Genomic DNA, 19,357 nt, shown 5'->3' with positions numbered 1-19,357 from the left:
GAATGGCGTATTTTACCTGCGCCGCGCCGCGTGGGGTGCGTTCAGGCCCCCTGAAAGGCAGGTCGGATTGCCGTAACGGCAAGGGTGTACGCGTGCTTGACAGCACTAACTGTGCCTAGGATACTGCGGAACTTGCCATAATCTTCAGTATCAACCGGCCTTCGGTCCTCGAAAACCGGTCATTGCCCGAACAATCTGCCAGCGACAGCGCGATCCGCCGCCGCCGGCCCTGCACAGGTCCACACGACAGGAAGCTTTATGAATAATCGAAACCGCCTGACTACCTTCATCATGATCGCCCTGGTAATCGGCATCGTGGTCGGCTACCTGGTCAACGCCAACACGGACACCGCGGGCGCGACGAGCTTCTCCGACACGATGTCGCTGATTACCACGATGTTCCTGCGCCTGATCAAGATGATCATCGCGCCGCTGGTGTTCGCGACCCTGGTGGTCGGCATCGCCAAGATGGGCGACGCCAAGGAAGTCGGCCGCATCGGCATCAAGGCGCTGGGCTGGTTCATGATCGCCTCGGTCATCTCGCTGTCGCTGGGCCTGGTCCTGGTGAACATCTTCCGTCCGGGCGACGCGCTGTTCGCGGCTGGCATGATGCCGCCGGTCGACGCGCAGTCGGGCATCACCACCGGCAGCCTGACGCTGAAGGACTTCATCAGCCACCTGATCCCGACCTCGATCGTCGACGGCATGGCCAAGAACGAGATCCTGCAGATCGTGGTGTTCTCGCTGTTCTTCGGCACCGCCGCCGCGGCCGTCGGCGCGCGCGCCACGCCGATGATCGACGCCATCGACGGCGTCGCCCACGTGATGCTCAAGCTGACCGGCTACGTGATGAACTTCGCCCCGATCGCGGTGTTCGCGGCGGTGGCCGGCATCATCGCCAAGAGCGGCCTGGGCGTGCTGTCGACCTACGGCATCTTCATGGCCCAGTTCTACTTCGGCATCGCGCTGTTGTGGATCGTCCTGATCGGCATCGGCATGGCCGTCATCGGCCCGCGCATCCTGCGCCTGATCTCCGAGCTGCGCGGCCCGACCGTGCTGGCCTTCTCGACCGCCTCGTCCGAAGCCGCGTTCCCGAAAACCCTGGAAAGCCTGGAGCGCTTCGGCGTCAAGAACCGCCTGGCCTCGTTCGTGCTGCCGATCGGCTACTCGTTCAACCTGGACGGCTCGATGATGTACTGCACCTTCGCGGCCGTCTTCATCGCCCAGGCCTACGGCATCGACCTGTCGGTCGGCACCCAGATCACCATGATGCTGGTGCTGATGCTGACCTCGAAGGGCATGGCCGGCGTGCCGCGCGCCTCGCTGGTCGTGATCGCCGCGACCCTGAACCAGTTCGACATCCCCGAAGCCGGCCTGTTGCTGCTGCTGGCGATCGACCACTTCCTGGACATGGCCCGCTCGGCCACCAATGTGATCGGCAACGGCATCGCCACCGCCGTCGTCGCCAAGTGGGAGGGCGACCTGGGAGAACCGAACAAGGAACCCGCCGTCTCACCGCTGAAGTAGACGTGGCGAGCGGCTGCCCGTAATACCCGAGGCCTTCCAGCGATGGAGGGCCTTTTTTATAATGACAACAAGGAGCGAGAGATGAAACACATGGTTGCCGCCGGCATGCTGCTGGCCCTGAACAGCGCCCACGCCGCCACCCAGACGGTCGATTGCGGCCGCCTGCTGGACGTCCAGAAAGGCAGCTGGCGCGAGCGCGTCAGCATCGTGATCGAAAACGGCAGCATCGTGTCGGTCGGCCCCATGACGCAAGCCGCCGGCAATATCGACCTGTCGCGCCACACGTGCCTGCCGGGCCTGATCGACATGCACGTGCACCTGACCAGCGAAACCCAGCCGGCGGTCGACGCCTACCGCGACCGCCTGGCCGCGAACCCGGCCGACATGGCTTACCGTTCCGTGAAATATGCCGAGCGCACCCTGATGGCCGGCTTCACCACGGTGCGCGACCTGGGCGCCAACGACAACCTGAACATCTCGCTCAAGCGCGCCATCGCCGCCGGCGAAGTGCCGGGCCCGCGCATGTTCACCGCCGGCAAATCGCTGGCCACGACCGGCGGCCACGCCGACCCGACCAACAACCTGTCGCATTTCCTGTCCGAGAAGATCGGCACGCCCGGCCCGACCGAGGGTGTGCTCAACAGCCCCGAAGAAGCGCGCCAGGCGGTGCGCACCCGCTACAAGGATGGCGCCGACCTGATCAAGGTTACCGCCACCGGCGGCGTGCTGAGCCAGGCCGCCAGCGGCCACAACTCGCAATACACCGAGGACGAGCTGCGCGCCGTGGTCAGCACCGCCAAGGATTATGGTTTTCGCGTCGCCGCCCACGCCCACGGCGCTGAAGGCATGAAGCGCGCGCTGCGCGTCGGCGTCGACTCGATCGAGCACGGCACGCTGATGGACGACGAGGTCATCGCCCTGTTCAAGAAGAGCGGCGGCTGGTACGTGCCGACCATCTCGGCCGGCCGCTACGTGGCGGACAAGGCGAAGGATCCGGATTATTATTCCGCCCTGGTGCGACCGAAAGCGGCCGCGATCGGTCCCCAGCTGCAGGCCACTTTCGGTCGTGCTCATCAAGCCGGCGTGAAGATCGCCTTCGGCACCGATGCCGGCGTGTTCCCGCACGGCGAGAACGCGAAGGAATTCGGCTATATGGTCGAAGCGGGCATGACGCCGATCGAGGCGATCCGCGCGGCCACCGTCAACGCGGCCATCCTGCTCGACCAGCCAAAGCGCCTGGGCGCGGTCGACGCCGGCTTCGCGGCCGACATCATCGCGGTCGAGGGCGACCCGTTGAAGGACGTGAAAGTGCTCGAGCAGGTCAAGTTTGTGATGAAGGACGGCGTGGTCTACAAGAAGCCTTGATTGGCGCGCCGAGTTTTTGAGTATCGAGGAGACGTAATATGCTGTTCCCATCCACCGCACGCGCGCGCGCCGCGCTGTTCGGCTTCCTGTTCATGTTCGCAGCCGCTGCGGTGCAAGCCGAAGCTGCCAACACTGCGGCCAAGCTGCCGAACGTGACCATCCTCGCCACCGGCGGCACCATCGCAGGCACCGGCGCTTCCAGCACCACGACCATCGGCTATACCGCCGCCACCGTGGGCGTGCAGTCGCTCATCCAGGCGGTGCCCGAGATCGCGAAGGTGGCCAATGTCACCGGCGAGCAGGTGTTCCAGATCGCCAGCGAAAATATCAGCGACGCGCAATGGCTGCAGCTGGCCAAGCGCGTCAACCTGCTGCTGGCCCAATCGAACGTGGACGGCATCGTGATCACCCACGGCACCGACACGCTGGAAGAAACCGCCTACTTCCTGAACCTGGTGGTCAAGAGCAAGAAGCCGGTGGTGGTAGTCGGCTCGATGCGGCCCTCGACCGCGCTGTCGGCCGACGGCCCGATCAACCTGTACAACGCGGTGCGCCTGGCCGGCACGCCCGAGGCAGCGGGCCGCGGCGTGCTGGTGGCGATGAACGACCAGGTCCACGCAGCGCGCGACGTCACCAAGGCCAATACCACCACGGCCGACACCTTCCGCACGTCGGAACTGGGCGTGATCGGCTACATCCAGGGCGGCAAGCCGTTCTTCTATCGCGAGGTCTCGCGCAAGCACACGGTGGACACCGAGTTCGATATTTCGAAACTCGATGCGTTGCCGCAGGTGGACGTAGCGTATGCGTATGCCAACGTGGGCGACGTGGCGGTCAATGCGCTGGTCGCGGCCGGCGCCAGGGGGCTGGTGCATGCGGGCGTGGGCAATGGCAGCCTGCCGGCAAAAACCAGGCCGGCGCTGGTCAAGGCGCGCAAGGATGGCGTCGTGATCGTGCGCGCGAGCCGCGTCGGCCAGGGCATCGTGGCGCGCAACGGCGAAGCCAATGACGATGAGCTGGACTTCGTGGTGGCCGATACCCTGAGCCCGCAGAAAGCGCGGATCCTGTTGATGCTGGCGTTGACCAAGACGACCAGCACAAGGGAAATCCAGCGCATGTTCTATACGTATTGAACGGCTGATCGACAGCCGATTGGACGCGTCGGCGGGAAACCCGCCGACCCTACGTAGGGTTGGCGGCTATGCCGCCGACGCGTTCGACGGACTCCAACTCCATGGGCGGCGACGCCACATCTTCATCGGGGCGCGCCAGCTGCCTTTCCCACATCTGCGCATACAGGCCCTGCGCCGCCAGCAGCGAACCGTGCGTGCCGCGTTCGACGATCTTGCCGTGGTCGAGCACGATGATCTGCTGCGCATCCGCGATCGTCGACAGGCGGTGCGCGATCACCAGGGTCGTGCGGTTCCTGGCGATTTCCTTCAACTCCGCCTGGATCGCCTGCTCCGCGCGCGAATCCAGCGCCGACGTGGCCTCGTCGAAGATCAGGATCGCCGGATCCTTCAATAGCGTGCGCGCGATCGCTACACGCTGCTTCTCGCCGCCCGACAGTTTCAGCCCGCGCTCGCCCACCATGCTTTGATAACCATCCGGCAGGCTCTCGATGAAGTCATGGATCGACGCCGCGCGCGCGGCCGCCACGATATCGTCGCGGCTGGCGCCCGGCCGGCCATAGGCGATGTTGTATTCGATCGTGTCGTTGAACAGCACGGTATCCTGCGGCACGATGCCGATCGCGCTGCGCAGCGATTGCTGGGTGATGTCGCGCAAGTCCTGGCCGTCGATGCGGATCGCGCCGCCATTCACGTCATAGAAGCGGAACAGCAGCCGCGACAGGGTCGACTTGCCCGAGCCGCTATGGCCCACCACGGCGGTCGTGGTCCCGGCGGGGATGGTGAAATCGACGTCGAACAGGATTTGGCGCTTGGTCTCGTAGCTGAACTCGACGTGCGAGAACGTCACTTCGGCGCCTTGCGTCACCAGCGGCCGGGCCTTGGCGTCGTCGGCCACTTCGCGGTTCTGGTCCAGCAGGCCAAACAGACGCTCCATATCGGCCAGGCTTTGCTTGATCTCGCGGTAGATCACGCCCAGGAAGTTCAGCGGCAGGTAGAGCTGGATCATGAAGGTATTGACCAGCACCAGGTCGCCCAGGCTCATGGTGCCGACGATCACGCCCTCGGTCGCGCGCCACAGGATCAGGGTGACGGCGGTAGCGATGATCAGCGACTGGCCGGTATTCAGGAAGGACAGCGAAGTCTGCGAACGCACGCCGGCGTTCTCGTAGTTCTTGAGGCCTTCGTCATAACGGCGCGCCTCGTAGTCCTCGTTGCCGAAGTACTTGACCGTCTCGTAGTTGAGCAGCGAGTCGATCGCCTTCGTCGATGCCTTCGATTCCAGCTCGTTCATCGTGCGCCGGAAATGCGTGCGCCATTCGGTGACCACCACCGTGAACGTGATGTAGGACGCCAGCGCCACCGCCGTGATGATGGTGAACCAGATATCGTAGTTGAACACCAGGTAGACCAGCACCAGCGTGATCTCGACCAGCGTCGGCAAGATGTTGAACAGCGAGTACGAGATCAGCGAGTTGACGCCGCGCGTGCCACGCTCGATATCGCGCGTCATGCCGCCGGTCTGGCGGTTCAGGTGGAAGCGCAGCGACAGCGCGTGCAGGTGGCGGAAAACCTTGAGTGCGATGGTGCGCACCGCGCGCTGGGTCACGCGCGCGAACAAAAATTCGCGCAGCTCGGTGAATACCGTCATCGACAGGCGCAGCAAGCCATAGCCGACCAGGAGCCCGAGCGGCAGCACCAGCAGCGCATGCGGGTGCGCCGGGTCGATCGCCAGGCCGTCGATGATCTGCTTGAGCACCAGCGGCACGCCGACATTGGCCATTTTTGCGCCGACCAGGGCGGCCATGGCGGCCATCACCCGCCACTTGTAGACCCACAGGTAGGGGAACAGGGTTTTGAGCGTCGCCCAATCGTTGCGGGGCACGCCTGTGGCGTCGGGAGGAAGTGGAGCGGAATTACGGCGCATGACGGGGCTTCTGGATTTATGGTTCAATTCGGGACGATTGTAGCTTTTACCGAGAATTCAAGATGACCACGCCCGAAAACACCGTAACCGCCCCCACCACTGTACGTCTGCCGGCAGGCAAGATGCCTGAGCTGCGGGTCATGCCTGCCCCGTCCGACGCCAATGTGTATGGCGACGTGTTCGGCGGCTGGATCATGGCCCAGGTCGACCTGGCCGGCTCGCTGCCGGCCACCCGCCGCGCCAATGGCCGCGTGGCGACCATCGCCGTCAATTCCTTCCTGTTCAAGAACCCGGTATTCGTGGGCGACCTGCTGTCCTTCTATGCCGACATCACCAAGGTCGGCAACACCTCGGTGACCGTCTTCGTCGAGGTGTACGCCGAGCGCAACCGCCTGGCGGCCGAGGTGGTCAAGGTGACCGAGGCCACGCTGACCTATGTCGCCACCGGCCCGGACCGCAAGCCGCGCCAGTTGCCGCCGCTCGAATCGCTGGTGGCGCACCGCTAGCGAAAAAGGCCGCCGGATCGGCGGCCTTCGGCATCAGGCGGTCTTCTTTTCGTCGCGCAGTTCGCGCCGCAAAATCTTGCCGACGTTCGTCTTCGGCAGCGTCTCGCGGAATTCGATGTACTTCGGCCGTTTATAGCCGGTCAGCTGCTCCTTGCAGAATTCCTTGAGCTGTTCGGTGGTGAGACTGGCATCCTTCTTGACTACGTACAGCTTCACGGCCTCGCCCGAATTCTGGTCGGGCACGCCCACGCAGGCTACTTCGAGCACGCCCGGGTGCGCGGCCACCACGCCTTCGACTTCGTTCGGATAGACGTTGAAGCCCGAGACCAGGATCATGTCCTTCTTGCGGTCGACGATGCGGGTATAGCCTTGCGCGTCCATGATGCCGATGTCGCCGGTCTTGAAGAAGCCGTCCGCGGTCATGACCTTGGCCGTCTCGTCGTCGCGCTGCCAGTAGCCGGCCATCACCTGCGGGCCGCGCACGGCGATCTCGCCGGCGGTGCCGAACGGGACTTCGTTGCCCGCTTCGTCCAGGATGCGCAGCTCGGTCGACGGCAGCGGCAGGCCGATGGTGCCGGTGAAATCGGTGATGTCGCAGCGATTGGCGGTCACCACCGGCGAAGTCTCCGACAAGCCATAACCCTCGACGATCGGGATGCCGGTGGTCTTGAGCCATTTGTCGGCCACCGCCTTCTGCACCGCCATGCCTCCGCCCGGGCACACCATCAGGCCCGAGAAATCGAGCTTGGCGAAATCGTCGTTGTTGAGCAGGCCGTTGTACAGCGTGTTCACCGCCGGGAAGATGTTGATGCGGTAGCCACCCAGCTCTTTAATAAAACCCTTGATGTCGCGCGGGTTCGGGATCAACAGGTTCATGCCGCCGATGCGCAGGCCCAGCAGCGCGCAGACCGTGAGCGCATAGATGTGGTACAGCGGCAGCGCGCAGGCGAACTGCGGCTGCTCGCCGGCCTTCATGCGCGACAAGGTCGGCCCGAACCAGGCTTCGTTCTGCAGCACGTTGGCGATCACGTGGCGGTGCAGCAGCACCGCGCCCTTCGAGACGCCGGTGGTGCCGCCGGTGTACTGCAAGAAAGCGATGTCGTCATGGCCGATCGTGACCGGCTTGAGGGTCTCGCGCGCGCCTTCGCTCAGCACCTTGTTGAAGGCGATCGCGCCCGGCAGCGAATAGGCCGGCACCATCTTCTTGACCTTGCGCACCACCAGGTTGACCAGCGTGCCTTTGAGGCCGCCCAAGAGGTCGCCCATGGTCGCCAGCACAGTGTGTCTTACCTTCGTTTGGCCGATGACCTGCTCGAGCGTGTGCGCAAAATTCTCGAGCACCACGATCGCCTCGGCGCCCGAGTCGGCCAGCTGGTGCTGCAGCTCGCGCGGGGTGTACAGCGGATTGACGTTGACGACCACGTAGCCGGCGCGCAGCACGGCGGCCAGCGCCACCGGATACTGCAGCACGTTCGGCAGCATGATGGCCACGCGCGCGCCGGGCTTCAGGCCGCGCGCCTGGAACCAGGCCGCCATCCGCTGCGACATGGCGTCGAGTTCCGAGAACGTGATGGACTTGCCCATGCAGGCATAGGCCTTGCGGTCGGCGTACTTGCGAAACGCCTCTTCGAGCAGATGCGTCAGCGAGCGGTACTGGGTCGGGTCGATATCGGCCGCCACACCGTTCTCGTACGACGAGAGCCAAAATTTGTCCATCTGTGTTGCCTTCCTTGTTGGTTCCAATAAAACGCCAAAGCCGCCCCGCAGGCGGCTTTGGCTGGCTGCGCGTTGCAGCCTTGTTGTGCCGTGATGCCTACGCTACCGTTTCCGCTTGCTTCGTTTCGTCCCTCAGCGCGCGCCTCAGGATCTTGCCGACGTTGGTCTTCGGCAGCTCGTCGCGGAACTCGATGTACTTCGGTCTCTTGTAGCCGGTGAACTGCTCCTTGCAGTAGCCCATCAGCTGTTCGGCCGTGAGGCCTGGGTCTTTCTTTACCACGAATACCTTGACCGCCTCGCCCGAATGCTCGTCCGGCACGCCGACCACGGCGCATTCGAGCACGCCCGGATGGCCGGCGATCACGCCTTCGAGCTCGTTCGGATAGACGTTGAAGCCCGAGACCAGGATCATGTCCTTCTTGCGGTCGACGATCTTGACGTAGCCGGCGGCGTCCATGAAACCGACGTCGCCCGAGCGGAAGAAGCCGTCGGCGGTCATCACCTTGGCGGTTTCGTCCGGACGGTTCCAGTAGCCGGCCATGACTTGCGGGCCGCGGATCGCGATCTCGCCGATCTCGCCGGGGGCCATGGTGCGGCCCTCGTCGTCGATGATCGCGATATCGGTCGACGGCACCGGCAAGCCGATGGTGCCGGTGAATTCCTTGCTGTCGGCGCGGTTGCAGGTCGCCACCGGCGAGGTCTCGGACAAGCCGTAGCCTTCGACGATGGCCACGCCGGTCAGCTCGCGCCACTTGTCGGCCACGGGCTTTTGCACCGCCATGCCGCCGCCATTGCACATGCGCAGCGCCGAGAAATCGAGGTGGGCGAAGTCGGGATTATTGGCGAGCGCGTTGTACAGCGTATTCACCGCCGGCAGCATATTGACGCGGTATTTTGCCAGTTCCTTCACGAAGGCCGGGATGTCGCGCGGATTGACGATCAGGACGTTCAGGGCGCCCATGCGCATGCCCCACATCGCGCACGCGGTCAGCGCGAAGATGTGGTACAGCGGCAGCGCGCACACGATCGTGACCTGCTCGCCGGCGGTCTCCTGCATGCACGGCTGGGCCCAGGCCTCGGTCTGCAGCACGTTGGCGATCACGTTGCGGTGGGTGAGCGTGGCGCCTTTCGACACGCCGGTGGTGCCGCCCGTGTACTGCAGGAAGGCGACGTCGTCGACCTTGAGTTCGGCCGGCTTGAACGGCATGCGCTCGCCCTGGGCCAGCGCTTCCTTGAAGGTGACCATATTCGGCAACGAGAACTCGGGCACCATCTTCTTGACGTTACGCACCACGAAGTTGACCAGCATGCCCTTCACGCCGCCCAGCAGCTCGCCCATGCTCGCCACCACCACGTGGCGCACCGGGGTCTTGCCCATCACCTTCTGCACGGTGTGGGCAAAGTTTTCCAGCACGATGATCGCTTCGCTGCCCGAGTCGCTGAGCTGGTGTTCGAGTTCGCGCGCGGTGTACAGCGGATTGACGTTGACGACGGTGTAGCCGGCGCGCAGCACGGCGGCCAGCGCGACCGGATACTGCAGCACGTTCGGCATCATGATCGCCACCCGCGCGCCCGGGGCCAGGCCGCGGCTTTGCAGCCAGGCGGCCAGCTTCTTCGAATGCGCATCGAGTTCGCCATAGGTGAGGAACTTGTCCATGCACACATAGGCCTTGCGGTCCGCGTATTTGCTGAAGGACTCGTCGAGCATATGCACCAAGGAGCGGTATTGATCCGGATCAATCTCCGCAGGCACGCCCGGGGGATACGACTGCAGCCAAGTTTTGTCCATCGGTCACCTCTGTCTCGATATCGCTACTGCGATTTTTATCGTTCTGGTCGGCGGCCGGAGGTGCTTGCCGGGCGCGCCTGCGCACGTGGCTTATGTGTTTGCCATCGCTGATGTGATGCTATCGGGCAGCGCCCCTGTGCGCAAGCGGTTTTACCATGATTGGAACCTGTCCTCTACGGCGAGGCCGCGATGGTGCGCTGCACCACCAAGGTGCCGGGTGGCGTCATTACATCGAAGCGCTTGAGCGCGCGATGACGATCCTCCTTGTCGAGCCTGGCCAGCCGGTTGACGGCCTTGTAGAAGCCCTGCCACGACTTCTCGCGTTGCAGCAAAGCGCGAAATGCCGGCACGAAATCGTTATAGGTCGCCACCGATGCCAGGTGGGCGTTCGACAGCGGTTCGGCGAAGAAGCGGTCATAGCCCGCGTAGCCGCCCCAGTTGGCCTTGAGCACCTGGTAGTCGTCCTGCAGCGCCAGGAACAGGCGCGCCTTGGCCGCGCGCTTGACGCGGTCCGGCTCCATGCTCTTGTAAGTACGCTCGAGCTCGCCGCGATAGCGCAGCAGCAGGGCCAGGAAGTCGCTCTTGCGGCTCTTGTAGCGCTCGTAGGCTTCGCTCATCTGGGGATTGCCGAAGCGCTCGAGCCAGGCTTCCACGCCGGCCTGCTCCACCGCGCTGGCAAACGACTCGTTGAACTGCGAGTCGCCCGCCACGTACACGACCTGGTGCGCCAGCTCGTGGAAGATCAGGCGCGCCAGTTCGGCATCCGGGTAGTTGATGAAGGTCGACATCAAGGGATCGCTGAACCAGCCCAGGGTCGAATAGGCGCTCACGCCGCCGACCTCGACGTCATTGCCCTGGGCGCGCAACTTCTTGGCATAGGCCTGGGCTTCGGCCTGGCTGTAGTAGCCGCGGTAGCTGACGCAGCCGGCCACCGGGAAGCACCACTGGATGGGCTTGAGCGACAGCTCGGGCGTAGCGACCACGTTCCACAACACGTAGGGCCGGCCGAGATTGGTGTAGTTGGTATAGCTGCCGTTGTCGGGCAGCTTCATGTCGTGGATGGCGAAGCGGCGGATCTGGCGCGCCGACTCGAGGCGGTGGCGCAATTTGACGTTGGTATTGCCGTCGGCGATCCAGTCGTCGATCGAGCGCGCATTGCTCAGCAATTGCAGCTGGCCTTGCGCGGCCTGGGTGTAGTAAGAGAGGGATGAGCAGCTTGACAACATGAGGGCCGCGGCTGCGGCGGCCATGACTGGCTTGAAGGCCTGGGAAAATCTAGAGGGTTTCATCTCGCGTCAAGGGTGCAGCTCTTTCGACCTGCACAAGGGTGTCGTAGAAAGTGGGCGCCCGGCCCATGTCGGTCAAACGCTGGCTGGTGACTTCATTGGCGTTCTTGCCGTCGCTGGCGAGTTTCTTCCACCAGACGGACAAGCCCACCACCAATCCAGCACGCGCCTTGTCGGTCACGCGTGCGCGGGCGAGGAACGAACCGCGGTCGTTAAAAATGCGCGCCATCTCGCCGTGGGCAATGCCGCGTGCGGCAGCATCAATCGGGTGGATGTCGAGGTGCGGTTCGCCCTCAGTTGCGCGCAGGCTCTTTACATTGACAAACGTTGAGTTGAGGAAGTTCCGCGCTGGCGGAGAAATCATCGCGAGTGGGTATCTTTCGGCAAGCTCGGGATTAGACGCGACCGATTCATACGGCGCGATATAGGTCGGCACCGGATCGAGTCCGTCGGCCAGCATGCTCTCGGAAAAGAATTCGCACTTTCCGGACGGGGTCGTGAAACCGCCCTCGGCGAACGGCGCGGCCGGCATGTCCAGTTTTTCCCAGCCGCTGCGCTTGAGCGAATCCCAGTCGAAGTGGATCGCACGCGCATCGTTCTTGTTGAAGGCCTGGGCCGCGATCTCGTCGTCGCTCTCCGTAAAGCAGGGATCGTCATAGCCCATGCGCGCCGCCAGCAGGCGGAAGAATTCGGTGTTCGGCTTCGATTCGCCGACCGGCGCGATGGCCGCGTTATTCGCCATCATGTACAGGTGGCCATAGGCCAGGTGCGCATCGACGTGTTCGAGCTGGGTGGTGGCCGGCAGCAGGATGTCGGCATAGTCGGCGCTATCGGTATGAAAATGTTCCAGCACCACGGTGAACAGGTCTTCACGCTCGAAGCCCTGCTGCACCTTGCGCGAATCGGGCGCGATCGCCAGCGGATTGGCGTTATAGACGATGACGGCCTCGACCTTCGGGCCGAACCCGGGCGAAGCCTCCCTGAGCAGGTCGTCGCCGATGGTGGTCATATTGATCGTGCGCGGCGTGCGCCCGGCCAGCAGGTCGGGGCGCTGCAGCGCCGGGCGGTTGGTCGGGAACGAGGCCGAGGTCGACAGCTGGATGCCGCCGGCCGGCTGGCGCCAGGCGCCCACCAGCGCCGGCAGGCAGGTGATGTTACGCACCGCCATGCCGCCACCGCGCACGCGCTGGATGCCGTAGTTGATGCGGATCGCGGCCGCGTCGCCCTGTTTGACGGTTTTTCCGTACAGGCGCGCCAGGTTCACCACTTCGTCGACCGTGATGCCGCAGGTCTCGGCGGTGCGTTCCGGCGTCCATTCGAGCGCGCGCGCTTTCAGGGGTTCGAAGCCGAGCGTGTATTGCTCGATATAGTCATGGTCGAGCAAATCTTCTTTGATCAACACATGCATCATGCCCAGCGCCAGCGCGGCATCGGTGCCTGGCAGCGGGGCGATGTGCTGGTGGCACTTCTCGGCCGTCAATGAGCGATACGGATCGATCGCGATCAGGGTGGCGCCACGGCGCTTGGCTTCTTGCGCGCGCATCCAGAAATGCAGGTTGGACGCGATCGGATTGCCGCCCCAGATCAGGATCAGTTTAGCGTCCTGGAACTGTTCGAGGTCGGTGCCGATCGAACTGCCGATGGTATAGCGATAACCGGTGGCGCCGGCGGTGGCGCAGATGGTGCGATCGAGCAGCGAGGCGCCCAGCTTGTTGAAGAAACGCAGCGACATCGATTCGCCTTGCACCAGGCCCATGGTGCCGCAGTAGCTATAGGGCAGGATGGCCTCTGGGTCACGCCCGGCGATGTCTTTCAGGCGCGCTGCGATGGTGGTCAAGGCCTCGTCCCAGCTGATGCGTTCGAATTTCCCCTCGCCCTTGCGGCCCACGCGGCGCATCGGATACAGCACGCGATCCGGGTGGTAGGTGCGCTCGACATAGCGCGACACCTTGGTGCACAACACCCCGGCCGTGGTCGGATGCTCCGGATCGCCCTTCACTTCTTTCGCCACGCCGTCTTCGACTTTGACGAGGATGGCGCAGGTGTCGGGACAATCGTGTGGGCAGGTCGCACGGACGAGGGTAGAGGTCATATTCTTATGAAGCTTTGCTGAAAAAACTGCGTGAATCCAATACTTTATACGATTCCGGCGGCCTTCGTACCCTCGACTTTGAAGACTGTTTGAGGCAGGCTACAATAGTTAAACGCATGCCATGCAAAGGCTCTGACAAGCGTGGCAAGATTACTTAGAACAGTGCGGAGAACACGATGAAACTAGTGGAACCTATCCTGTCTTTCCAGGCCGAGATCGAAGCGATCCGGCGTGACCTGCATGCCCACCCCGAGCTGTGCTACGAAGAACACCGCACCTCGGAGATCGTCGCCGAGCGCTTGACTGCTTGGGGCATCCCCGTGGTGCGCGGCCTGGGCGTGACCGGCGTCGTCGGCATCGTCAAGAACGGCACGTCGCCGCGCGCAATCGGCCTGCGCGCCGACATGGACGCCCTGCCGATGCAAGAATTGAACGGCTTCGCGCACGCCTCGACCCATGCCGGCAAGATGCACGCCTGCGGCCATGACGGCCACACGGCGATGCTGCTCGGCGCCGCCCACTACCTGGCGCAGCACCGCAATTTCGACGGCACCATCTACCTGATCTTCCAGCCGGCCGAGGAAGGCGGCGGCGGCGCCAAGCGGATGATCGACGACGGCCTGTTCGAACGCTTCCCGATGGACGCCGTGTATGGCATGCACAATTGGCCAGGCATCCCGGAAGGCCATTTTGGCGTGGTATCCGGCCCGATGATGGCGTCCAGCAACGAGTTCCGCGTGACGGTGCGCGGCAAGGGCGCCCACGCGGCGCAACCGCACCGCGGCATCGATCCGGTGATGGTGGCGGTGCAGATCGCGCAAGCCTGGCAAACCATTATCTCGCGCGAGAAAAATCCGCTGCACACCGCGGTGCTGTCGATCACGCAAATCCATGCAGGCAGCGCCACCAACATCATTCCCGATCATGCCGAATTGGTCGGCACCGTGCGCACCTTCACCACCGAAGTGCTCGACCTGGTCGAGCGCCGCATGCAAGACATGGCCAACGGCATCGCGGCCGGCTTTGGCGCCAGCATCGATTTCGGCTTCAAGCGCAATTACCCGCCGCTGGTGAACCATCCGGAACAGACCGCGTTCGCGATCGAGGCGATGCGGGCGGTAGTGGGAGCGGCGCAGGTCGATGCCGATGTCGAACCGACCATGGGCGCCGAGGATTTCGCCTTCATGCTGCAGGCCAAGCCGGGCTGCTATGTCTTTATTGGCAATGGCGAGGGCCAGCATCGCGCTGGCGGCCACGGGCTCGGTCCATGCCAATTGCACAATGCCAGCTATGACTTCAACGACAACCTGCTGCCGATCGGCGCCAGCTACTGGGTGCGGCTGGCAGAGATGAGCCTGCCTGTCGGCTGAACGATGGATTGCCGGGAGCTGCCTGCCCGGCATGTTGTTAATTTAGAACAGGCCCAGGAATTTCTTGCGGGCCGTGTTCTTGCGCGCCGGGTCGACCACGTCGGTGACGTTGTACTCGTTGAACTTGTCCAGCAGCTTCGCGAAGCCGCGGCGGCGGGCCAGGTCCATCTCTTCCTTGAAGAGCGGCACCACGCAGTGGAAATAGACGTCCTTGCCATCGACCGTCACCGAGTGAAACGGTTCCGGGCTCGACGCCGGCGGCAGCACGATGGCGCCGCAGAAGCGCACGCCCGCCGTGTACGGCGTGGCCGGGTAGCCGTTGGGCAGCGAGTGGCCGAGGCCGATCCAGCTGCGCTCCTTGTGCGGGTAGTGCGCCAGGTGGCGCAGCAGCGCGACCGGCCAGTACCAGCGCTCTTCCTGCATCGACTTCTCGTCCAGCTGCCAGGTGGCCGGCAGGGCCATCATGAGCTCGGCATAGGCTGGCGCGCCTTCCGGCACGTTCATCGCCTGCTTGCTCATGCCCGACGTCACCAGGCGCACATAGGGGTAGGATTCGCTCGGTCCGATCACGTGGATGTCGACCTGGATGCCGTCCGCCTGGGTCTCGTGGAAATACAGGGCGGGCGCCCCCAGGTGGGCGGCGATGTGCTCGCCGACTGGATCGTGCGGCAGCACCGCGGGCTCGGGCTGGCGCTGCATGGGCGCGGCGAGCGGGTACAGGGGAGTGACGGTTGGTTCGGCCATTATTATTGATGTGTGTCGGTTACGGCGGGCGTCTATGATACCTTCGCTACATGGTTACGTGAACGCCAGCACGCTATTGTTCTCGCTAGTACAATACGGATTGCACAAGATACGCACTTTCCTTCCCTAGGATACCCATGACCATTACTAAGAAAAAAATTGCTGCGCTGGCTGCCGTGTGCGCCGCGCTGTTTGCTCCCCTCGCCTCGGCCCAGTCGACCGTGGGCAATGGCTATATCGATTCCGCCTCTTTCGAATTCGGTACCAACCCGCAACAGCGCATGTACCGCATTGCGGTCCAGTCCGACTGGGACAAGCGCTGGTTCGCCGGCAATGGCCGTCACCTGTCGGGCTATTGGGAGGGCAACCTGGCCCTGTGGCGCCTGAATTCCTATGAGAACGTGCGTGGCCAGAACAAGAACCTGATGGCGATCGGCTTTACCCCGGTGTTCCGCTATCAGAATGACAACAAGCTCGGCCTGTACGGCGAGATCGGTATCGGCGTCAACCTGTTCTCGACCCTGTACAAGAACGAAGACAAGGAACTGTCGACCGCCTTCCAGTTCGGCGACCATATCGGCATCGGCTACACCACCCAGAAGTGGGACTTCGGCCTGAAGTACCAGCATTATTCGAACGCCAGCATCAAGAGCCCGAATGCCGGCGCTAACTGGTTCATCGCCAAGGCGGCTTACCGCTTCTGATGTCTCTGCGTCATGACCGGCGCCTGGGCCTGCCTTTGCCGGTCCATGGCGCAGGTTAATGTCAATCCGTGACACAATCGGGCCTTGAGCGGCGCTTGCCGCCTGTTGTATCCACGAGGCCCGATTGACCCCTTCGCCCACCCTCAAGCGCTACCTTCCCTGGCTCGTCGCCACTGCCCTGTTCATGGAGCAGCTCGACGCGACCATCGTCAATACCGCCATTCCCAGCATTGCCGCCAGCCTCGGCGTCACCCCGCTGAGCCTGAAATCGGTCGTTACCAGCTATATCCTCGGCCTGGCGGTCGGCATTCCCCTGAGCGGCTGGATGGCCGACCGCTTCGGCACCCGGCGCGTGTTCTTCACGGCCATCGCCATCTTTACCTTCGCATCGGTGCTGTGCGGGCTGTCAGTGAGCGCCCACATGATGACCGGCGCGCGCCTGCTGCAGGGACTGGGCGGGGCCATGATGATCCCGATCGGCCGCCTGTCGATCGTGCGCACCTTTCCCAAGAACGAGCTGCTGGGGGCGATGAACTTCGTCATCATCCCGGCCCTGATCGGACCGCTGCTGGGACCGACGGTCGGGGGCCTGATCGTGCACTGGACGTCATGGCGCGTGATCTTCTTCGTCAATATCCCGGTCGGATTGGCGGCGCTGTATTTTGTCTGGCGCCATATGCCGGACTACCGTTCGGAAGAACGGCGCCCCCTGGACGTGCTCGGCCTGATCCTGTTCAGCAGCGGCACCGCGCTGCTGTCCTGGGTGCTGGAAGTGTTTGGCGAGCATACGCTCGACGGCATGACGGCTGGCCTGTTGTTCCTGCTGGCGCTCGGACTGCTGGGCGCCTATGCCTGGCATGCCTGCCGCGTCAAGTTCCCGTTGCTGCGCCTGACCCTGCTCAAGGTACGCACCTTCCGCATCGCGGTGCTGGGCGGCTTCGTCACCCGCCTCGGCGTGGGCGGCCTGCCCTTCCTGCTGCCGCTGCTCTACCAGTTGGGCCTCGGATTGCCGGCGTGGCAATCGGGCTTGCTGATGATGCCTGCGGCGCTGGCGGCGATGGGCATGAAATTGTTCGCCCCCAGGTTGCTGGCGCGCTTCGGCTATCGCCAGGTACTGTTGCTCAATACGATCATGATCGGTATGACCATCGCCATGTTCACCTTGGTGGATGCCGGCACGCCGCTGGCGGTGATCGTCGGCATCAGCCTGATGCAGGGCTTCTTCAACTCGCTGCAGTTCTCGAGCATGAATACGCTGGCCTACGCCGACGTCGAGCCGGCGGATACCAGCATGGCCAGCACCATTTCCAGCTCGTTCCAGCAATTGTCGATGAGCTTTGGCCTGGCGGCGGGCTCGATCGTCACGGCCTGGTTCCTGGGTGGCGTGTCGCAGACCAACGGGGGCCAGGTGACGCAGGCCCTGCACCACGGCTTTACGGTGCTGGCGGTGCTGACCCTGTTCTCGTCGGCCGTGTTCTGGCGTCTGCGGCGCAACGATGGGGACAGCATCAGCCGCGGGCAGAGCGTTGCGCCAGTGGCCGAGCCGGTGACGGTGACGGCGCAATAGCCGCAGGCGTACTTCGCCGGCTTATTTCGCCGGGTGCGGAACGACGTCCACCGATCCGTGTTTCAGGATTGGGTTCTTAACTGCAGAGAAATAGACCTGCCGCTGGCTCATGGCGATATAGGTACGGTGGCGATGCAGGAAGTCAGTGCCCAGTACCAGCAGGCCGCCCGAGTGCGGTAGCTCCATCAGGCGTATCTTGAAATCCTTGACCTCCAGCCCGCCGATCGACATTTGTCCGACCGGCACACTCCACACCGGCTTGTCCGAACCATCGCCGGGAAGCGGAGCTTCCTGGGTCGCGCCGGTCGCGCCTGGCTTCAGTCCCAGTGGCCCTGCGGCGCTTGCAGGAAGATAGGAGTATGGCGTTGCTGTCGACAGCAGTGCCCAGACCTCCTTGCCGTTGATGTTCACGCTGAATACGGGGCGCGGATCGCGTTTCCACAGGTCGACCCTGATGGGCACTGCGACAGCCTTCGGATCCCAGTAGGCGAGATGCTGGCTGGAACATCCTTCGGGATTGAAATGCTTGAGATAGCCTTCGTCCAGCGCGACCTCGAGATCCGTTTGCAAGAGATTGCCGGCGCCGACGCGCGCGCCAAAAGCGTCATCCATGAAATCCTCGACCAGGTACCAGCTGTCCCTCAGCTTGGTCCGGCCGAAATCCGCATGGTCGACAAAGGCGTTCACCCCCTCTGTGACGACGAACACACCACTTGGTAAGAAATTACCGTCTGGCACGTAGTTGATGGTGCCATTCTTGTGGTCCTCGAACCGGGTGCTGGTGACATGACGTACCTTGATACCCAAGCGATCCAAGGTCTTCTTGTTGAGGACGATGTTTTGTGCGGAACCGATATTCACCACGGCAGGAATGGGGGCGCCGTTGAGATTGGCTTCCATGATGGGGCGCAGGTCAGCGGTGAAGGTCAGCGGCACCGTGGCCAGTTCACCCATGTCGCAACTGGCTGGTAGCGATTGCGCGACAGAAGGGTTGGCGAACATCGCGGCCGCAAGTAGGACGGGCGCTGCCGTGCGAGCATGCAGTGTCGAGAGAATATGGGTCATCGGTTCCAATCATGTGCGTGGACGAAAGCACACTATAGCCAATGACGGGGCGGTTTAAGTTCTCTCCTAAGCGTGGTCTACATCCCCCCATAAGCATGGGTTCAGGCGATTTAGGCGAGATCGGCACCCAGGCGCCCAAAGCAAAAAACCCCCACCTGCACTACACGCGATCTTGAGCGCGTGTAGGCTGGTGGGGGTTTTTCTATATAACTAGCCTGACGATAACCTACTTTCACACTGGTTGCAGCACTATCATCGGCGCAAAGTCGTTTCACGGTCCTGTTCGGGATGGGAAGGGGTGGGACCGACTTGCTATGGTCATCAGGCATGACTTGTACGAGCATTCGTTGGACGCGTCGGCAGCGAAGCTGCCAACCCTACGTCGGGCGAAGCTCTGAATCTGGAAGAAGTATTGTTTGGGTGGTAGCTTGTATTCAAGCAGTTGTACTCATCAACCTCGGACTACCAAGGTTATAGGGACAAGCCTTACGGGCAATTAGTACTGGTTAGCTTAATGCATTACTGCACTTCCACACCCAGCCTATCAACGTCCTGGTCTCGAACGACCC

The 19,357-nt window shown here is 63.2% G+C and carries 14 protein-coding genes and 2 rRNA genes; 7 read left to right on the top strand and 9 right to left on the bottom strand.

Going from position 1 to position 19,357, the window contains the following annotated elements; genetic code table 11:
* Nucleotides 1-258 precede the first annotated feature (258 nt).
* The 3 genes from E8M83_RS09585 to E8M83_RS09575 all read left to right on the top strand — a co-directional run bounded on the left by E8M83_RS09585 (nucleotide 259) and on the right by E8M83_RS09575 (nucleotide 4,025).
* A complete protein-coding gene (locus tag E8M83_RS09585; RefSeq protein ID WP_137173140.1) occupies nucleotides 259-1,527 on the top strand; it encodes a dicarboxylate/amino acid:cation symporter in 1,269 nt (422 codons plus the stop codon).
* Between the two features lie 81 nt (nucleotides 1,528-1,608).
* A complete protein-coding gene (locus E8M83_RS09580; protein ID WP_137173139.1) occupies nucleotides 1,609-2,892 on the top strand; it encodes an amidohydrolase family protein in 1,284 nt (427 codons plus the stop codon).
* Nucleotides 2,893-2,930: 38 nt separating this feature from the next.
* Entirely contained in the window at nucleotides 2,931-4,025 is a 1,095-nt protein-coding gene (locus tag E8M83_RS09575; protein WP_137173138.1) for a type II asparaginase, read from the top strand.
* A 49-nt stretch (nucleotides 4,026-4,074) separates the two neighbouring features.
* Here the strand turns inward: E8M83_RS09575 and E8M83_RS09570 are convergent, their stop codons facing one another.
* On the bottom strand, nucleotides 4,075-5,949 hold the full coding sequence (locus E8M83_RS09570; RefSeq protein WP_137173137.1) for an ABC transporter ATP-binding protein/permease: 1,875 nt from the start codon (nucleotides 5,947-5,949) through the stop codon (nucleotides 4,075-4,077).
* 62 nt (nucleotides 5,950-6,011) lie between these two features.
* Between E8M83_RS09570 and E8M83_RS09565 the strand changes: the two genes are divergently transcribed.
* Nucleotides 6,012-6,455 (top strand): acyl-CoA thioesterase, encoded by a 444-nt coding sequence (locus tag E8M83_RS09565; protein WP_137173136.1) that lies wholly within the window; start codon nucleotides 6,012-6,014, stop codon nucleotides 6,453-6,455.
* Between the two features lie 33 nt (nucleotides 6,456-6,488).
* On the opposite strand, the gene E8M83_RS09560 is transcribed toward E8M83_RS09565, so the two are convergent.
* From E8M83_RS09560 to E8M83_RS09545, 4 genes are all read right to left on the bottom strand, one after another.
* Nucleotides 6,489-8,171 carry a long-chain-fatty-acid--CoA ligase gene (locus E8M83_RS09560; RefSeq protein ID WP_137173135.1) on the bottom strand — a complete coding sequence of 561 codons (1,683 nt, stop codon included), beginning with the start codon at nucleotides 8,169-8,171 and terminating at the stop codon, nucleotides 6,489-6,491.
* A gap of 97 nt (nucleotides 8,172-8,268) precedes the next feature.
* Entirely contained in the window at nucleotides 8,269-9,960 is a 1,692-nt protein-coding gene (locus tag E8M83_RS09555) for a long-chain-fatty-acid--CoA ligase (protein ID WP_137173134.1), read from the bottom strand.
* A 173-nt stretch (nucleotides 9,961-10,133) separates the two neighbouring features.
* A complete protein-coding gene (locus tag E8M83_RS09550) occupies nucleotides 10,134-11,210 on the bottom strand; it encodes an aminopeptidase (RefSeq protein ID WP_137173157.1) in 1,077 nt (358 codons plus the stop codon).
* 25 nt (nucleotides 11,211-11,235) lie between these two features.
* Nucleotides 11,236-13,338 (bottom strand): molybdopterin-dependent oxidoreductase, encoded by a 2,103-nt coding sequence (locus tag E8M83_RS09545; protein ID WP_137173133.1) that lies wholly within the window; start codon nucleotides 13,336-13,338, stop codon nucleotides 11,236-11,238.
* 176 nt (nucleotides 13,339-13,514) lie between these two features.
* Here E8M83_RS09545 and E8M83_RS09540 point away from each other — a divergent pair, with 176 nt between their 5' ends.
* Nucleotides 13,515-14,708, top strand: a complete 1,194-nt coding sequence (locus E8M83_RS09540) for a M20 aminoacylase family protein (protein ID WP_137173132.1) — start codon at nucleotides 13,515-13,517, stop codon at nucleotides 14,706-14,708.
* A 42-nt stretch (nucleotides 14,709-14,750) separates the two neighbouring features.
* Here the strand turns inward: E8M83_RS09540 and E8M83_RS09535 are convergent, their stop codons facing one another.
* Nucleotides 14,751-15,452 carry a suppressor of fused domain protein gene (locus E8M83_RS09535; protein WP_229491474.1) on the bottom strand — a complete coding sequence of 234 codons (702 nt, stop codon included), beginning with the start codon at nucleotides 15,450-15,452 and terminating at the stop codon, nucleotides 14,751-14,753.
* Between the two features lie 137 nt (nucleotides 15,453-15,589).
* On the opposite strand from E8M83_RS09535, the gene E8M83_RS09530 reads away from it, so the two are divergent.
* A complete protein-coding gene (locus tag E8M83_RS09530) occupies nucleotides 15,590-16,156 on the top strand; it encodes an acyloxyacyl hydrolase (RefSeq protein WP_137173131.1) in 567 nt (188 codons plus the stop codon).
* Nucleotides 16,157-16,280: 124 nt separating this feature from the next.
* Nucleotides 16,281-17,723: a DHA2 family efflux MFS transporter permease subunit gene (locus tag E8M83_RS09525; RefSeq protein ID WP_137173130.1), complete on the top strand. Its 1,443-nt coding sequence runs from the start codon at nucleotides 16,281-16,283 to the stop codon at nucleotides 17,721-17,723.
* 21 nt (nucleotides 17,724-17,744) lie between these two features.
* Here the strand turns inward: E8M83_RS09525 and E8M83_RS09520 are convergent, their stop codons facing one another.
* The 3 genes from E8M83_RS09520 to E8M83_RS09510 form a co-directional block, all read right to left on the bottom strand.
* Nucleotides 17,745-18,788, bottom strand: a complete 1,044-nt coding sequence (locus E8M83_RS09520; RefSeq protein WP_137173129.1) for a retropepsin-like aspartic protease — start codon at nucleotides 18,786-18,788, stop codon at nucleotides 17,745-17,747.
* Nucleotides 18,789-19,001: 213 nt separating this feature from the next.
* Nucleotides 19,002-19,114: ribosomal RNA gene (gene rrf / locus E8M83_RS09515) — 5S ribosomal RNA — on the bottom strand.
* A gap of 149 nt (nucleotides 19,115-19,263) precedes the next feature.
* A 23S ribosomal RNA gene (locus E8M83_RS09510) occupies nucleotides 19,264-19,357 on the bottom strand; the annotation flags it as partial.

The organism is Massilia sp. HP4, from assembly GCF_005222695.1.
Taxonomy (GTDB): domain Bacteria; phylum Pseudomonadota; class Gammaproteobacteria; order Burkholderiales; family Burkholderiaceae_D; genus Telluria.
This window is presented reverse-complemented; position numbering and strand designations above follow the sequence as displayed.

Bases quoted from the DNA above. Each gene is read 5' to 3' on its own strand.
- E8M83_RS09585 (WP_137173140.1), top strand. From the start codon at position 259: ATGAATAATCGAAACCGCCTGACTACCTTCATCATGATCGCCCTGGTA.
- E8M83_RS09580 (WP_137173139.1), top strand. From the start codon at position 1,609: ATGAAACACATGGTTGCCGCCGGCATGCTGCTGGCCCTGAACAGCGCC.
- E8M83_RS09575 (WP_137173138.1), top strand. From the start codon at position 2,931: ATGCTGTTCCCATCCACCGCACGCGCGCGCGCCGCGCTGTTCGGCTTC.
- E8M83_RS09570 (WP_137173137.1), bottom strand. From the start codon at position 5,949: ATGCGCCGTAATTCCGCTCCACTTCCTCCCGACGCCACAGGCGTGCCC.
- E8M83_RS09565 (WP_137173136.1), top strand. From the start codon at position 6,012: ATGACCACGCCCGAAAACACCGTAACCGCCCCCACCACTGTACGTCTG.
- E8M83_RS09560 (WP_137173135.1), bottom strand. From the start codon at position 8,171: ATGGACAAATTTTGGCTCTCGTCGTACGAGAACGGTGTGGCGGCCGAT.
- E8M83_RS09555 (WP_137173134.1), bottom strand. From the start codon at position 9,960: ATGGACAAAACTTGGCTGCAGTCGTATCCCCCGGGCGTGCCTGCGGAG.
- E8M83_RS09550 (WP_137173157.1), bottom strand. From the start codon at position 11,210: ATGGCCGCCGCAGCCGCGGCCCTCATGTTGTCAAGCTGCTCATCCCTC.
- E8M83_RS09545 (WP_137173133.1), bottom strand. From the start codon at position 13,338: ATGACCTCTACCCTCGTCCGTGCGACCTGCCCACACGATTGTCCCGAC.
- E8M83_RS09540 (WP_137173132.1), top strand. From the start codon at position 13,515: ATGAAACTAGTGGAACCTATCCTGTCTTTCCAGGCCGAGATCGAAGCG.
- E8M83_RS09535 (WP_229491474.1), bottom strand. From the start codon at position 15,452: ATGGCCGAACCAACCGTCACTCCCCTGTACCCGCTCGCCGCGCCCATG.
- E8M83_RS09530 (WP_137173131.1), top strand. From the start codon at position 15,590: ATGACCATTACTAAGAAAAAAATTGCTGCGCTGGCTGCCGTGTGCGCC.
- E8M83_RS09520 (WP_137173129.1), bottom strand. From the start codon at position 18,788: ATGACCCATATTCTCTCGACACTGCATGCTCGCACGGCAGCGCCCGTC.